This window comes from Marivita sp. S6314, from assembly GCF_023015985.1.
In the GTDB taxonomy this organism is placed as follows: Bacteria; Pseudomonadota; Alphaproteobacteria; order Rhodobacterales; family Rhodobacteraceae; genus Marivita.
The window spans coordinates 127,227-142,076 of the sequence record NZ_JALKAO010000002.1; the positions used below are offsets into that span (position 1 = coordinate 127,227).

Annotated in this window: 14 protein-coding genes; 1 reads left to right on the forward strand and 13 read right to left on the reverse strand. The window is 61.3% G+C overall.

Annotated features, from left to right (window positions below; all coding sequences use genetic code 11):
• Nucleotides 1–76: 76 nt before the first annotated feature.
• Nucleotides 77–619, forward strand: coding sequence for an anthrone oxygenase family protein (locus MWU54_RS04980; RefSeq protein WP_247081222.1), 543 nt, complete (start codon nucleotides 77–79; stop codon nucleotides 617–619).
• Here the strand turns inward: MWU54_RS04980 and recN are convergent.
• From recN to MWU54_RS05045, 13 genes are all read right to left on the reverse strand, one after another.
• On the reverse strand, nucleotides 616–2,268 hold the full coding sequence (gene recN / locus MWU54_RS04985; RefSeq protein ID WP_247081223.1) for a DNA repair protein RecN: 1,653 nt from the start codon (nucleotides 2,266–2,268) through the stop codon (nucleotides 616–618). The genes MWU54_RS04980 and recN overlap by 4 nt on opposite strands.
• A 41-nt stretch (nucleotides 2,269–2,309) precedes the next feature.
• Nucleotides 2,310–3,164 (reverse strand): outer membrane protein assembly factor BamD, encoded by an 855-nt coding sequence (locus MWU54_RS04990; RefSeq protein ID WP_247081224.1) that lies wholly within the window; start codon nucleotides 3,162–3,164, stop codon nucleotides 2,310–2,312.
• Nucleotides 3,165–3,297: 133 nt separating this feature from the next.
• Nucleotides 3,298–4,218, reverse strand: coding sequence for a UDP-3-O-acyl-N-acetylglucosamine deacetylase (lpxC, locus tag MWU54_RS04995; RefSeq protein WP_247081225.1), 921 nt, complete (start codon nucleotides 4,216–4,218; stop codon nucleotides 3,298–3,300).
• A gap of 215 nt (nucleotides 4,219–4,433) precedes the next feature.
• Nucleotides 4,434–6,053 (reverse strand): cell division protein FtsZ, encoded by a 1,620-nt coding sequence (ftsZ, locus tag MWU54_RS05000; protein WP_247081226.1) that lies wholly within the window; start codon nucleotides 6,051–6,053, stop codon nucleotides 4,434–4,436.
• 182 nt (nucleotides 6,054–6,235) lie between these two features.
• On the reverse strand, nucleotides 6,236–7,570 hold the full coding sequence (ftsA, locus tag MWU54_RS05005; RefSeq protein ID WP_247081227.1) for a cell division protein FtsA: 1,335 nt from the start codon (nucleotides 7,568–7,570) through the stop codon (nucleotides 6,236–6,238).
• Entirely contained in the window at nucleotides 7,567–8,442 is an 876-nt protein-coding gene (locus MWU54_RS05010) for a cell division protein FtsQ/DivIB (RefSeq protein WP_247081228.1), read from the reverse strand. The genes ftsA and MWU54_RS05010 overlap by 4 nt, the downstream gene beginning before the upstream one ends.
• Entirely contained in the window at nucleotides 8,430–9,350 is a 921-nt protein-coding gene (locus tag MWU54_RS05015; protein ID WP_247081229.1) for a D-alanine--D-alanine ligase, read from the reverse strand. The genes MWU54_RS05010 and MWU54_RS05015 overlap by 13 nt, the downstream gene beginning before the upstream one ends.
• A 127-nt stretch (nucleotides 9,351–9,477) precedes the next feature.
• Nucleotides 9,478–10,398 (reverse strand): UDP-N-acetylmuramate dehydrogenase, encoded by a 921-nt coding sequence (gene murB / locus MWU54_RS05020; protein ID WP_247081230.1) that lies wholly within the window; start codon nucleotides 10,396–10,398, stop codon nucleotides 9,478–9,480.
• Between the two features lie 39 nt (nucleotides 10,399–10,437).
• Nucleotides 10,438–10,695, reverse strand: coding sequence for a DUF2484 family protein (locus tag MWU54_RS05025; RefSeq protein WP_247081231.1), 258 nt, complete (start codon nucleotides 10,693–10,695; stop codon nucleotides 10,438–10,440).
• A complete protein-coding gene (locus tag MWU54_RS05030; protein WP_247081232.1) occupies nucleotides 10,692–10,940 on the reverse strand; it encodes a DUF2484 family protein in 249 nt (82 codons plus the stop codon). Before MWU54_RS05030 ends, MWU54_RS05025 begins: the two co-directional genes overlap by 4 nt.
• Nucleotides 10,941–11,022: 82 nt before the next feature.
• Nucleotides 11,023–12,210: an amino acid permease gene (locus tag MWU54_RS05035; RefSeq protein WP_247081233.1), complete on the reverse strand. Its 1,188-nt coding sequence runs from the start codon at nucleotides 12,208–12,210 to the stop codon at nucleotides 11,023–11,025.
• 117 nt (nucleotides 12,211–12,327) lie between these two features.
• On the reverse strand, nucleotides 12,328–13,725 hold the full coding sequence (gene murC / locus MWU54_RS05040) for a UDP-N-acetylmuramate--L-alanine ligase (RefSeq protein WP_247081234.1): 1,398 nt from the start codon (nucleotides 13,723–13,725) through the stop codon (nucleotides 12,328–12,330).
• Complete coding sequence (locus tag MWU54_RS05045; protein WP_247081235.1) at nucleotides 13,722–14,840, reverse strand: UDP-N-acetylglucosamine--N-acetylmuramyl-(pentapeptide) pyrophosphoryl-undecaprenol N-acetylglucosamine transferase; 1,119 nt, start codon at nucleotides 14,838–14,840, stop codon at nucleotides 13,722–13,724. Before MWU54_RS05045 ends, murC begins: the two co-directional genes overlap by 4 nt.
• Nucleotides 14,841–14,850 lie beyond the last annotated feature (10 nt).

Here is a 14,850-nt window from a genome sequence, read left to right on the forward strand (position 1 = left end):
TGACAGCTATCCGTAATCAAATGTACGGATATGTAAAGGCGTACACTTAATTACGGATATTGACAGGAGTTTGAAAATGATGTCCCTGCCCTCGGCCTACGAGGCCCCACCCCGCAGTTTCGAACACGCAACGCAGTTTGCAGCGCGTTTTGCAGCGCTGTGTGCGCTTATCTCCAGCGGTGCGATCTTCGGGTTTTTCTATGCGTGGATCTGTTCAACGATGTGGGGACTGGACGCCGCCGATCCGCGTGTCGCCATTGAAGCGATGCAAGCGATGAACGCCTCGGTCCGCAACGCTGTCTTTGCACCTGCGTTCTTCGGAACGCCGGTCTTCATGGCGATTGCAGCGATCTTCGCATGGCGCGTGAACACGGGCAGCGCCGCGCTGGCGTTTGGTTTGGGGGGACTGATCTATGCTGTGGGCGGTATCGTGCTGACCATGTCGATAAATGTCCCGATGAATGAAGCCCTCGCCGGCATCGTTGTGCCAACGGATGTGACCGCTGCGCAGGATATCTGGACCGCGTATTCGGGTGACTGGCAGATGTACAACATCATTCGAACGGTATTCAGCGGCATCACGCTTGCTCTGGCTGGCGTAGGATTGATGAAGCTCTAACCGGTCAAGAGCGCCCGCGCCGCCGCGCGGGCCTCTTCTGTGACCGTATCGCCCGACAGCATCCGGGCGATTTCGCCCTCTCGGGCTGGCGCATCCAGCGGCACAACGGTTGACGTGGTCTGCGCCTCCGACACACGCTTTTCGACCCGCCAGTGATACGCCCCCAAAGCCGCCACCTGCGGCGAATGCGTGACCACCAGAACCTGCCCGCCATCCGCCAAGGCCGCCAAACGCCGCCCGACCGCATCGGCCGTCGCGCCCCCAACCCCGCGATCAATCTCGTCAAAGATCATGGTCAGCCCCGCGTCGCGCTGTTCTGACAGGCAAACCTTCAATGCCAGCAAGAACCGGCTCAGTTCCCCGCCGGATGCGATCTTGCCAATCGGCCCGGCAGGTGCGCCCGGATTGGTCGCCACTGTGAATGCCACCGCTTCCGCGCCGTCGGGGCCGGGTGTGCCGTCCGAGATATCCGTGACAAACACCGCACGCTCCATCTTGAGCGGGGCGAGTTCAGCACAGACCGCCGCATCCAGCCGCGCTGCTGCCGCAACGCGGCTCTTGCGCAAGACCTCTGCCGCTTCGGCATAAGTCGCTTCGGCGTATGACAGCTCAGACCGAAGCGCAACCATGCGGTCTGCCCCCTGATCCAATGCCGCCAATCGTGTCCGCAGCGTTTCGGCAAGACCCGCCAATTCATCGGCGGCCACGTTGTGTTTGCGCGCCAAAGCCCGCAGCGCGAACAAGCGTTCCTCTGTGGACTCAAGCTCATAGGGATCGAAATCCAGCGCATTCAAACATTCCGACACACCCCGCGCCGCGTCGTCCAATTCGGCCATCGCCCGTGCCAGGGCCGCCAGCGGGTCATCCAAACGGCCCTCGGCAGCGTCGCTGACCCCTTCAAGCCACCGCAACGCATCCGACAAGGACCCTTCTGCCCCATCCTGCCCCATGACCTGCGCCGCGCGCGAGATATCGTCCCGAATCCGTTCTGCGGCCTGCATCATGCGCCGCTTCGCATCCAGGTCCGCATCCTCGCCCGCTTCAGGAGCCAGCTTGTCCAGTTCCTCAACCGAATGGCGCAGGAAATCCTCTTCCGCCTGTGCCGCCTCATACGCCGTTTCAGCCGCAGCCAAGGCCTTGCGCGCAGACGCCATCGCGATCCAGCTTGACTTGACCTTTGACAAAAGATCATCGTGACCCGCAAACTCATCCAGCAACGCGCGGTGTCCCTTGGGGTTCAGAAGACCGCGATCATCGTGCTGGCCGTGCAATTCAACCAGCGTGTCCGACAGCGACCGCAACATTTCGCCGCTGACCCGGCGGTCATTGACCCAACCGGTTTTGCGTCCGTCCGCCGTGTTCACCCGCCGCAGGATCAGTTCATTGCTGTCTTCAAACCCGGCATCCGTCAGAACGCCCCGTGCCGGATGCGCCTGCGGCAGATCAAACACCGCCGTCACTTCGCCCTGCGACGCACCGCTGCGGACAAGCTCCGCCCGACCGCGCCATCCCAGCACAAAGCCAAGGCTGTCCAGAAGGATCGACTTGCCCGCGCCGGTTTCACCGGTCAGCACGTTCAGACCCGGCTGGAACTCAAGCTCCAGCCGGTCAATGATCAACATGTCTCTGATTTCAAGCGCGCGCAGCATTCTGTGCCGTCGGGTGCGGGATCACCCGCACCACTCTCCGATCAAAGCCATTCGCCCTTGACCATCTGGCGATAGACCTGACGCAACCAGTTGTCGCCGGTCGCCTTCAGCTCAAGGCCCCGCCCGGTCAAAAGCTTGAAGCTGTCTTCGTACCAATCGGTCGACTGGTAGTTAAAGCCCAGAATCGCCCCCGCTGTCTGCGCCTCGTCGGTCAGACCAAGCGACAGATACGCCTCAACCAAACGGTGCAGCGCCTCTGCGGTATGGGTTGTCGTCTGGAAATCCTCAACCACAACACGGAACCGGTTGATCGCCGCTGGATAATGGTCGCGGCGCAAATAGTAGCGCCCGATTTCCATCTCTTTCGCAGCAAGGTGGTCAAAGGCCAGATCGAACTTGAGCACCGAAGACCGCGCATATTCACTCTCTGGGTACCGTTCAATCACCGTGCGCAAGGCTTGCAGCGCCTGGAAGGTCAGCCCCTGATCGCGCCCCACCTCTTCGATCTGGTCATAGTAGCTCAGCGCCAACAGGTACTGGGCATAGGCCGCGTCTTCGTCAGTGGGGTAAAAATCAATATACCGCTGCGCCGCGCTGCGGCTGTTTTCGTAGTCTTTGTTCTGGTGATGCGCATAGGCCTGCATGATCACCGCACGTTTCGCCCATTCCGAATAGGGATACAGGCGTTCGACCTCGGAAAAGTAAAACGCGGCATCCTCGGGATCGCTGCGATCCAGTTCGAATTCGGCGCGTTCAAAGATCTGTTCGGCAGTGAAATTCTCAATCGGTACGCCACCCGGCCCAAAGCCCGGACGTTCTCCATTGCTGCAAGCACTCAACGTCACCGCCAAGAGCCCCGCTCCGATCACAGCTCTTGCGTATCTGCCCGCTGCCATGCCCGTCACCTTCGTAAAACCGCCGTGGCTATATGTGCCACTTGTCTGCATTTGGTCCTAGCACAGAAAATCCCAAGGCAAAACGCCTTTGGAGTGCAATAGTTTGAGAGCTTGGAATGCGTGGCGCAACTGCTCAGGCAACGGCGGGAATTTCGTGTGCCTCAACGCCCGCACCCGGCAAACGCGCCGCAAGAGATGCATCGGATTCGACAATCCGGTAGCCATCCTTGGTTGCGAAGAGTTCCCGCAACAACATGTTGGTCAGCGTATGCCCGGCCTTGTGACCTTCGTAATGGCCAAGAATAGGAGCGCCCGCCAATGCCAAATCACCCAAAGCGTCCAGCATCTTGTGCCGCACAGCTTCGTCGGCATGGCGCAACCCACCGGGGCTCAGTACCGTGTCGCCATCCACCACGACCGCATTGTCCATCGTCCCGCCAAGGGCCTTGCCCGCAGCGCGCATCGCTTCGACATCGGACGCGCGGCAGAACGTGCGGCTGTCGCACAATTCGCGCACAAAGGTTCCATTGGCGAGGTTCAAAGACTTGCTTTGTTTGCCAATCGCCTTGTCTGCAAAGTCGATATGGAAATCCATGGTCAGACCTGTGCCCGGACCAAGACGCGCCCAGCCTTGGGCAGTATGGACTTCAACGGTGTTCAGAACCTCGATCACACGGATCGGTGCAGACAATGGTTTCACGCCCGTTGCCATGATCTTGCGTACAAACGGGGCCGCGCTGCCGTCAAGCACCGGCACCTCGGGTCCGTCGATCTTGATCAGCGCGTTGTGCACGCCACATCCGGCAAGCGCCGCCATGATGTGTTCGATTGTCGACACCGACACACCGGCATCATTCACGATCAATGTACACAGCGGGGATTGCTCTGCATGGTCAAACAGCGCCGGAATGCGCGCGTTGCCAAGGCGGATATCGGTGCGCTGAAACACAATGCCGTGGTCCGCGGGTGCCGGACAAACAACCATCGACACGGGAAGGCCCGTGTGCAAACCGGTTCCTTCGAACCGAACAAATGATTGAACCGTTGTTTGCAAGCTGACCTCAAGCGATAACGTGCGCACCCCCCAGTAGCGCACTTCGAGGACGGTAATACAAACGGACCGGTTTGGCCTCAAATCAAAGATTGTAACGGGCTGAAACACGGCGCTTCTCAGGATCGGCGGAATCTCGCCATTACGTTTAAGCCCTTGAACAAAAACAAAAACGCCCCCGAAAACCGGAGGCGTCCTGTACGCGGATTGTCGCGTTTTTAGTTGGCTTGTCTGCGAAGGAAGGCCGGTATTTCGATCCGTTCCTGATCCGCATCCGCCTCAGGTTCCGCCGCCGGAGCGGCTGCACCGCTCTGAACCGGGGGCTGGGCTGTCCGGCGAACCGGTGTTTCCTGACCGTGCCCGGTCATGCGATTGATCAGCGAATTGATCCCGAAACGCGGGCGTTCCGCATCGGCTGGCTCTGCCTCGGCCGGGGCCGAATGTGCAGAGGGACGCGCGCGCGATGCGGCGGCCTGCAACCGGGCCAAAGCCTCGGCGCTTGGTGTGCCGGGTGCCGGTGCGCGTGGCGCAACGAACTGCTCGGGGTCCGCTTCTATGCTGTCTTCGCTCGGGCTGAACTCGGCAACCTGCGGCCGGTAGGCTGGTGCGGGCAATCCGTCGTCATCCATAGCGTCGTCGGCCTGAGCGTCCTGAGTGTCGAAGATGGTTTCCATCTGCTCTTCGGCCGCTGCACGCTCTGCGTTCATGGACCCAAACAGCGATGGCTCTTCTGCAGCTTCTGCAACGCGCGCCGCAACAGGCTCTGGCATCGGCTCATCGCGCTCGGAGCGCGCATCTTCTTCCACCTGCGTGACCTGCGTCAGTGGTGTTGCCAGCGACCGGCGCGGGACCGGGATATCTGTGTGCACCTCGGAGGCGTCGATGCCGGTTGCAACAACGCTCACCCGCATCATGCCCGCCATGCCGTCGTCCAATGTGGAGCCCACGATGATGTTGGCATCCGAGTCGACCTCTTCGCGAATGCGGTTCGCCGCTTCGTCGAGTTCGAACAGCGTGAGGTCGTGACCACCTGTGATATTGATCAGAACGCCCTTCGCGCCGCGCAAGCTGATTTCGTCCAGCAGCGGGTTCGCGATGGCTTTCTCTGCCGCCTGAACCGCGCGATCTTCGCCCTCGGCCTCGCCGGTGCCCATCATGGCTTTGCCCATCTCGTCCATCACGGCGCGCACGTCCGCAAAGTCGAGGTTGATCAGACCGGGACGCACCATCAGATCGGTGACACCCTTTACGCCCTGGTAAAGAACATCGTCCGCCATCGAGAACGCTTCGGTGAAGGTTGTCTTTTCGTTGGCCAGACGGAACAGGTTCTGGTTCGGGATGATGATCAGCGTATCGACCACCTTCTGCAGCGCCTCGACACCGTCTTCGGCCTGCTTCATCCGCTTGCCGCCTTCGAACTGGAATGGCTTGGTCACAACACCAACGGTCAGAACACCCAGTTCCCGTGCCGCCTGCGCGATGATCGGCGCGGCCCCCGTCCCGGTGCCGCCGCCCATACCAGCGGTAATAAAGCACATATGTGCGCCCGCCAGGTGATCCACGATCTGTTCAATGCTTTCTTCGGCCGCAGCGGCACCCACTGTCGCGCGCGCTCCGGCACCCAGACCTTCGGTGACTTTCACACCAAGCTGAATGCGGCTTTGCGACTGGCTTTGCTGAAGGGCCTGCGCATCGGTGTTTGCAACCACAAAGTCGACGCCTTCCAGCGCCTTGTCGATCATGTTGTTGACCGCGTTCCCACCAGCACCACCGACACCGAATACGGTGATGCGAGGTTTCAATTCTTCCTGTCCGGGCACCGAAAGGTTCAATGTCATGTGTCTGTCCGCCTGCTACTAGCGCTCAATTCAGAGCTTTTTCTGCACCTATTGCGTAATTAATACCGGGCAACCGCCCGAAGGTCACGTAAAAACCTTTGTTATCCACAGTTTCGGCACAAAATCTGCTCATTCCCAAAAGGGACGAAACGGGATTTTGTCGAAACGTCAACATCTTGCGATCACCAGTTATCACGGAACCATTTGACCGCCCGCTTGAGGGAACGCGCGGGATAGCGGTCTACGGGGATTTCAAAGTCCCACCATTCGTCCTGTGGATGGGCCGCAAACAGGCACAAACCAACCGCACTTGCGAATCCCGGTCCGGTTGCAGCCTGCGGCAGGCCATGCACCCGCATCGGACGGCCTAACCTCACCTGCTGGCCCAGAATTTTCGTCGCAAGGCCATCCAGTCCGGGGATCTGGCTGGCCCCGCCTGTGAGGACAATTTGCTGGCTGGGAAGGTGTTCGAACCCGGCCGCATCCAACCGCGCGCGCACCTCTTCCAAGATCTCTTCGACACGGGGGCGCATGATGCCGATCAGCTCCGCGCGGCTGACCGAGCGTCGGTCATGATGCCAATCGCCGGTATCGCCACCGATTTCGATCATGTCGCGGTCATCCATTCCGGTCGCGACAACCCCGCCATGAAACGTCTTGATCCGTTCGGCCACGGCCATCGGAACCTGAAGCCCCATGGAAATGTCGCTGGTCACATGATCCCCACCCATGCGCACCGCATCGGCATAAATCATGTGCTTTTTCATAAAGATAGACAGGCCCGTTGATCCACCGCCCATATCCACACAGGCCGCACCAAGCTCTTGTTCGTCTTCCACTAGCGCCGAAACGCCGGACACGTAGGCCGAACTCGCAACGCCTGCGAGCTCCAGATCACACCGCTTCATGCAATGCGCAAGGTTCTGAACCGCCAGCGCATCCACCGTCAGCATGTGCATATCGGTTGCCAGTTCCTGGCCGATCTGTCCGCGCGGATCAATCAACCCGCTGCGGTGGTCCAGTGCAAAGTTGACTGGCTGCGCATGAAGCACTTCGCGCCCGTGTCCGAAATCCGGCACGTCACAGGCTGACAACACGCGGGCCACATCCTGTTCGTCCACCGTGGTCCCTGCCACCTCGACTTTCCCGGCCAATCCATAGCTGCGCGGATCGGCCCCGGCGAAACAGGCGATGACGTGATCCACCCGGATCTGCGCCATTTTCTGGGCCGCCTGAACCGCCGTGCGGATCGCACGTTCGGTTTCGCCCATCGAATCGATCTCGCCAAAGCGGACGCCGCGCGATCGCGTGGTCGCTGCCCCGATGACTCGGAACCCGGACTGTCCGGCCAGAGACCCGATGGAATCGCTTTCCAACCCGCGATCCGTGCCATCGAACCGCAACACCAGACAGGCAATCTTGGAGCTGCCGATATCGAGGATCGCAATCACACCCCGCTGCATCGCCACCCGCCGGATGTTCCGCATGGCCCGTTGAGACTCGTATAGCTCGATCATTCTACTGGTTCCCCTGCCTCAATCGCACGGATGCGCAGCAACTCGCGCACCGCTCCGTCTGTCATTCTAAGTGTCGGTCGGGCGGGCAGTCGCAGATCAATGCCCACGATATCCCGCTCCAGCATGTCGACCGCCTGATCCATCGCGATCACGCGCTCCAAAGCCTCGATAGCGCCGGTCTCGGGCAGCATGATCCGCTGATCCCGGTCCAGCACCACGTCCCACCGCCGTTCGCCCATCCGCACAAATCCGCGCAACCGGTCTGCCAAGGGTGCTGCCGCGTGCATCAAATCCAGCGCTTCTTCGACGCGTACATTCGCACCGTCGCCCACGATCAACGGCAATTCCGGCCAATCGGCCCGCAGAAACGCCGGACCCACAAGCACACCTTCGTCATCCAGAAGCTGCAACCCCCGGTCATTGCGCCACAGCACCACCGGCACCCGTTCCACGATATCAACCTGAAGCACATTGCCCTGCCGCACGTAAAGCCGCGCAGATTTCACCGGGTCCAGAGACGCGACCGTTTCGCGCATGGCTTCGAGATCAAGATCGAAAGAACTGACCGGGAAATCGACCGGCAGCAATTCCCGCACACCTTCCGCAACCAGATCGCTGGCCCCGTCCACAGCCATCATGTTGACCATGAATTCCGGGCGGCTTTCCACGTCGGACCGCAATTCCGTGTAGGTGTCGACGATCAGCTGGCGATTGCCCTCCACCGACAGCCACCAGGTCGCCAGGCTGAAGGTCAGAAAGAAGGGCAACCCGAAGCGCAGCAGCAGCCGGAACAGCGGCGTCAGCATGAGCCGCTCCATCCGGTACTTCAGGCGCGATGGCGCGGGATCGGGGCGGACGCTCATCTGTGACATGACGCGTCCTCGATCATCCAGCGGCACAGCGCGCCAAAACTCATGCCCACATAAGCGGCCTGCTCGGGCGTCAGCGATGTGGGCGTCATGCCCGGTTGCGTATTGGTTTCGAGCAGGATCAGCCCCTCAAGGCCACGCGCCTCGTCCCAGCGGAAATCCGTGCGCGTCACCCCGCGACACCCCAACGCCCGATGTGCCCGGACCGCGTAGCCCAGGCAGGCTTCGGTGATCTCGGCCGGGATCTCGGCCGGCACCACGTGGCGCGACCCGCCCGTTTTGTATTTCGCGTCGTAATCGTACCAGCCGTCGGTCAGGATATCGGTGACGCACAAAGCCCGGTCACCCAGCACAGTCGTCGTCAATTCCCGCCCCGGCGCGAACGCTTCGACCATCACGGTGTCCGGCATGTCGTCCGACAGCACAGGTGGTGCATTGGCGGCCTCGTGCACCAGATAGACGCCCACTGAAGACCCTTCATTGTTCGGCTTCACCACGTAGGGCGGCGCCATCACATGGGCGCGGGACACGTCTTTCTTGGCCGCCAGAACGCTGTCCACAACGGGCAACCCATGGCGGCGATACACGTCCTTGGACAACTCCTTGTCCATCGCCAGGGCCGAGGACAGCACACCCGAATGGGTATAGGGCAACCCCATCCATTCCAGCATGCCCTGCACGCACCCGTCCTCACCCCACCGACCGTGGAGCGCGTTGAAACACACATCCGGAGAAAGCGCTGTCAGGACATCTGCAAGATCACGGCCGGCATCGACCTCGTGAACCTCATACCCTTCACCCCGTAAAGCGGCGGCGCATTCGCGCCCCGATGACAGGGACACCTCGCGCTCAGCCGAGAGGCCACCCATCAATACTGCCACTTTCGGGCTTGTCCTGCTCGACATACCCAAAACCGCCTCAAATCAGGGGCGTGCCCCCGTTTCTGCCTGGGCCTTTGGCCCTTATGATTTTGTGCAACCTGCTCGCTGCACCGCCTCAATCCGCGAAGGTTTGTCCTTCGTCAGACGGCGTCGGATATCACGCTGGATCCCCGACACGTTTGATTTCCCATTGTAACTCTATTCCAGAGTGCAAGAAAACCTTTTTTCGCACTTCTTCGCCCAATCCTTCGAGGTCCGCCGCCGTGGCCCCGCCGGTATTGACCAGAAAGTTCGAATGCATGGGCGACATCTGCGCCCCGCCCCGCGTCGCCCCGCGCATCCCGGCGTCGTCAATCACCTTCCACGCCTTGAAGTCATGCACGTCATCGGCTTTGCCGGTCGACGAAAACCCGGCTGGGTTTCGGAACGTGCTGCCCGCCGTGCGATCCTTGGTGGGTTGCGTCTCGTCGCGCTTTTTCAACTGCGCGGCCATCCGCGCATGCAGGGTTTCGGGATCGTCCAAAATGCCCTCAAATAGCGCCTCAACCACCACCGCCCCCTCGGGCAAGGCGCTGGAACGGTACGCCAGATGCAACTCTGCCGCGTCGAGGGTCACGATGTCACCAGTGCGCAGAACCACGCGCACGCTGATCAAATGATCGGCGACGTAAGACCCGTAGCATCCCGCATTCATGCACACCGCGCCCCCAATGGCGCCGGGGATGGTCCGCAGGAACGTCAGATCAACACCCGCGTCCGCCGCCTTGCGCGCAACATGCGCATCCAGCGCCGCCGCCCCTGCGGTCACCCGCGTGCCTTCAACGGAAATGCCGTTAAAGCCCCGCCCCATGCGGATCACCACCGCCCGCAACCCGCCATCGCGCACGATCAAATTCGATCCCACACCCATCGGAAACACCGCGATATCGACAGGCAAATCGCGCAGAAAACTGCTCAGATCCTCAGCATCAGCAGGCTGAAACAGCCAGTCCGCAGGCCCGCCTACGCGCAACCATGTAAGGTCTGACAGGGGTTTATTGGGGATCAGAGTGCCCCGAACGTCTGGTAGCTGTGTCATGCCGCGCGTTGTGCCTCGACAAACGCGGTGCGTAAAGCCTCATTCCGCGCGCCGCGAGACCTGTCGCAGCACCCACGCCAGCAGGTAACGCAGGGGCCATCGAAACACGCTGGTCGCCGCTGCCGTGATCAGAAGCCCGGCCAGAATACCGTTTTCGACGTAGACCCAGACCAGCAATGGCGCACCCAACGCCATCAGGAAATACGCCCGCCGCCAGTGATTGTCATTGGACGGCAACGCCGCAAGGATTGCGGCAAGGATGATCCAGCAGCACGCGGCACTCATGGACATCGTCATTGCGGAAGCTCCACCTGTTGTCCGGTCAGTTTTTTCCAGAAATATTTCAACGGATTGCGATACATCGACACAAAGGCCGCAAGCCCGGCAAGCGCAGGCCAGATGCCCACCGCCTGGCCAATCAGCCCGATCAGCACCGGCGCGGCCAGCAACAACGCCACGCCGGGCACGTATTGCCACCGCATAGGCAGCATCGCGACGACCGTCGACGCGAATACCCAAAGAATGCAAAGCCACAACACCACGCTGACCTGTCTCCAAATGCGTTGCTCGATCTGGAGCAGAGATTAACCGTCGCAATCTGGCCAATTCTGGGCGCGCGGATGATTATCCTGCGACAAATCCAACGACCAGGGCAGCAGCGCTCAAGACCAGTCCAAGCACCGGAACGCCCATCGGAACCGAAAATCCCTGTTTCTCAAATCCGCGTCGTTTCGCAAAGATCAGCGCACCATTGACCAGAACAAACACGCCGAGGAGCACCGTCGACGTGACCTCGGCCAGGGTTGCCACCGGCAACAGCAACGCGCCGACAATAACACAGGCACCGACAAGCAATGTCGCCCGCACCGGTGTGCCAAAGCGGTGATGCGCGTGGTGAAAGCCCGCCAAAAGTGGTGTCCGTCGGCCGAGGCCAAACAGCACGCGCGCGGCCATCACGTTTTGCGCGAGCACGCCGTTCAACGCCGCGAACACCGCGATCACGGACAGAAATGCGCCTTCTGTGCCCCGCGCCGTCTGCCAGACCAACGCAAGCGGTTGCTCGGACTGCGACAGCGCGTCAACCGCCACGCCCCGGATCGCGGCAAAGGCAACCACCGCATAAATCACGCTTGTGACCAGCAGGGCAGAGACAATTGCAATCGGCAACGTGCGCGTCGGATTTTTCACCTCTTCCGCCATGTTCACGATGTCTTCGAAGCCGATAAAGGCGAAAAAGGCCAACACGGCCCCGGCCATGACCCCACCCCAGACCGGCGGTGGCGCAGCATCTAGAACCGGCAAGGCCGGGACAGAAAATCCAGCCCAGACCACCAGCGCGAGACCGATCAGTTCAATGGCCGTGAACACCGCCGCAACGCTCAGACTCTCCAGCGCGCCCAGCACAGCAACGGCAACCAAGACGCCTCCAAGCAGGACGATCAATATGCTTGGCGATACAGGGACAATCGCGGCCAGATATCCGACGCCGCCCCGCAAAACCGCGGCGGCTGACACCGTGCCCGCCACGACAATCGCAAGACCTACCAACGCCCCCAATGCCTCGCTGCCATACCCATGGGCCACGTAGCGCGCCTCACCCGCAGAATCCGGGAAACGAGACGAGAATTCGGCATAGCTCAACGCCGTTGGCGCCGCGATGCATCCGGCGACAAAGAACGACAGCGGGGCCCAGACACCCGCTTCGGCAGCGACCGCCCCGATCAGCACGTAGATGCCTGCGCCCACCATGACGCCGACCCCATAGGCCGTCAGCAAGGGCAACCCGATACGCCGCTTCAGTTCTTCCGCCATATGCCCCTCGCAGACGCCTCAGCTTCGGATCAAAGCCGAAATCCGCGCAACCGTCTTTGCGGTGCGTCAAGATGGGGAAATTTACAGTAAAGAAAGCGCGCCGCGCGATGGGCGGGCTTAACCGCCCAACCGCTCTGGCAGACCGTTGGCCCAGGCCGAAATGGTCCCGGCCCCAAGGCACACAACCATATCTCCGTCGCGGGCCTGTTCACGGACAAGCCGTTCCAGATCGTCCTCGTTCAGAATTGCGCGCGCGTGGCGGTGGCCGTGCCGGATCAATCCAGCAACAAGATCGTCCCGCGATGCGCCCTCGATGGGGTCTTCGCCCGCAGCGAAGACATCCGCAATCGCGACGACGTCGGCCTCGTTAAAGCAGGCACAGAAGTCTTCGAACAGATTGGACAGCCGCGAATACCGGTGCGGCTGATGAACCGCGATCACCCGACCCTCGGACGCCTGCCGCGCGGCCTTGAGCACAGCGGCAATCTCGACCGGGTGGTGGCCGTAATCATCAATGATGGTGACCCCGTTCCATTCCCCCACCTTGGTGAACCGCCGGTTCACCCCGCCGAAGGCCGCAAGCGCCTCGCGGATTTCGGCCTTTTTCATTCCCAGATGCCGAGCCACCGCAACGGCGGACAGCGCGTTGGACACGTTGTGATCCCCCGGCATCGGCAAGGTGCAGCCTTCGATCACATCGTCTTCGGCCTGCAAGGCCACATCAAAATGCGCGATCCCTTTCTGATAGGTCAGGTTTACCGCCCGCACATCAGCCTGCGCGTTGAACCCATAGGTGACCACGCGCCGGTCCGTGACCTTGCCAACAAGCCTTTGTACCTCTTCATGGTCGGTGCAGCACACCGCCAGCCCATAAAACGGGATGTTCGATACAAAATCCTGAAACCCCTGCCGCAAGCGGTCGAAGTCGCCCCAATGCTCCATGTGTTCGGGGTCGATATTGGTGACAACGCCAATGGTCGCCGGAAGCCGGTTGAACGACCCGTCGCTTTCATCCGCCTCGACCACCATCCATTCGCCCTGCCCCATCCGGGCATTGGACCCGTAAGCGTGGATGATCCCGCCATTGATCACTGTTGGATCAAACCCACCCGCCACCATCAATTCCGCCATCATCGTGGTGGTGGTGGTTTTCCCATGCGTTCCCGCGATCGCGATGTTCGACTTGAGCCGCATCAGTTCGGCCAGCATATCGGCGCGGCGCACAACGGGCAGGCCCCGCAAGCGAGCCTCGTCCAGTTCGGGGTTGCCGGGTTTGATCGCCGTAGAGACGACAACCACCTCGGCCCCATCCAGGTTCTCGGCACGTTGCCCTTCGAAAATGCGCGCGCCCAGCTTTGCCAGCCGGTTGGTGATTTTCGTGGCCTTCAGGTCCGACCCCTGCACGGTATATCCAAGGTTCACCAACACTTCCGCGATGCCGGACATGCCAATCCCACCGATCCCGACGAAATGGATGGCGCCGATATCGACGGGCAGTTTGGTGGCGGCGTTCATGCGTCTGTTCCTTCTGGGTCGGGCCGGTCCATCCCGGCAAGCGTTTCGACCATCGCCGCAAGGTCCTCGGCGGCGTCGGGTTTCGAATAGTGAATGGCAGCCTGCGTCATCTTCAGGGCAGCGTCAGGGTGCGTCAGCACAGCCGAAATTTGTTCGCTCAGGCTGTCGACAGTCAGCTGGCTTTCCGGAATTCGGATCGCGGCACCGGCATCCACCAGACCTTGCGCGTTCGCGGTCTGGTGGTCTGCTGTCGCGGCGGCATAGGGCACAAGGATCGACGGGCGACCAATGACCGAAATGTCGGCAACGCTCGACGCCCCGGAGCGCGAAATCACAAGCTGTGCTTCGGTCATCCGGTTCGGGACATCGTTGAAGAACGATTGCACCTCGGCGTTGACGCCGTTTTCCGCGTAATAGGCCGCCACCCGGTCGCCATCCTCATCGCGCGCCTGATGGCTCACGCGCAGGTGCTTCAACGTCTCCAGCGGCAGCGCCGCAATCGCCGGGGGCACGACATCAGACAAGATCCGCGCGCCCTGCGACCCGCCAATGACAAGGATCGACATCGGATAGTCGCCCGGAGCGATATAAGCCGCCCCGGCACGCTCCTTGATCGCCAACCGGACCGGGTTGCCCACGTGCACGGCCTCAACCCCGTCCGGCAAGGTTGTTGGCCACGTCCCGCAGGCGACCTGATCGACCCGCTTTGCAAATAGCGCATTCACGCGCCCCAGAACGCCGTTCTGTTCGTGGATCATCCTCGGGCGTCGCAACAACCAAGCCGCGCCCAGCGCAGGGATCGACGGGTAGCCGCCAAATCCCACAACCACATCCGGTTTGTCGCGCAGCATGCGCAGGGCCATCGACAAAACGCCACATGCCACACGCACCGGCACCAGCGCCTTGGCGAAAATCCCGCCGCGCGCGAACGTCGCGCTGGTCACTTGTTCAATCTCGGTGGAATGAGGAAACCCGCCGGTATAGCGCGCGCCGCGCGCATCGGTGGACAGTTTGACCCTCCAACCGCGCCGCAGCATCACCTCTGCCAAAGCTTGCGCCGGGAACATGTGTCCGCCCGTGCCGCCTGCTGCAATGACCAGATATGGTTTGCTCATGATTGCCCCC

What these genes read in the sequence shown, in the direction of transcription:
- ftsA (WP_247081227.1), bottom strand. Translation starts at nt 7,570, where the DNA reads ATGATCGAGCTATACGAGTCTCAACGGGCCATGCGGAACATCCGGCGG.
- MWU54_RS05035 (WP_247081233.1), bottom strand. Translation starts at nt 12,210, where the DNA reads ATGGCGGAAGAACTGAAGCGGCGTATCGGGTTGCCCTTGCTGACGGCC.
- MWU54_RS04980 (WP_247081222.1), top strand. Translation starts at nt 77, where the DNA reads ATGATGTCCCTGCCCTCGGCCTACGAGGCCCCACCCCGCAGTTTCGAA.
- MWU54_RS05010 (WP_247081228.1), bottom strand. Translation starts at nt 8,442, where the DNA reads ATGTCACAGATGAGCGTCCGCCCCGATCCCGCGCCATCGCGCCTGAAG.
- ftsZ (WP_247081226.1), bottom strand. Translation starts at nt 6,053, where the DNA reads ATGACATTGAACCTTTCGGTGCCCGGACAGGAAGAATTGAAACCTCGC.
- MWU54_RS04990 (WP_247081224.1), bottom strand. Translation starts at nt 3,164, where the DNA reads ATGGCAGCGGGCAGATACGCAAGAGCTGTGATCGGAGCGGGGCTCTTG.
- MWU54_RS05025 (WP_247081231.1), bottom strand. Translation starts at nt 10,695, where the DNA reads ATGACGATGTCCATGAGTGCCGCGTGCTGCTGGATCATCCTTGCCGCA.
- MWU54_RS05045 (WP_247081235.1), bottom strand. Translation starts at nt 14,840, where the DNA reads ATGAGCAAACCATATCTGGTCATTGCAGCAGGCGGCACGGGCGGACAC.
- recN (WP_247081223.1), bottom strand. Translation starts at nt 2,268, where the DNA reads ATGCTGCGCGCGCTTGAAATCAGAGACATGTTGATCATTGACCGGCTG.
- murB (WP_247081230.1), bottom strand. Translation starts at nt 10,398, where the DNA reads ATGACACAGCTACCAGACGTTCGGGGCACTCTGATCCCCAATAAACCC.
- murC (WP_247081234.1), bottom strand. Translation starts at nt 13,725, where the DNA reads ATGAACGCCGCCACCAAACTGCCCGTCGATATCGGCGCCATCCATTTC.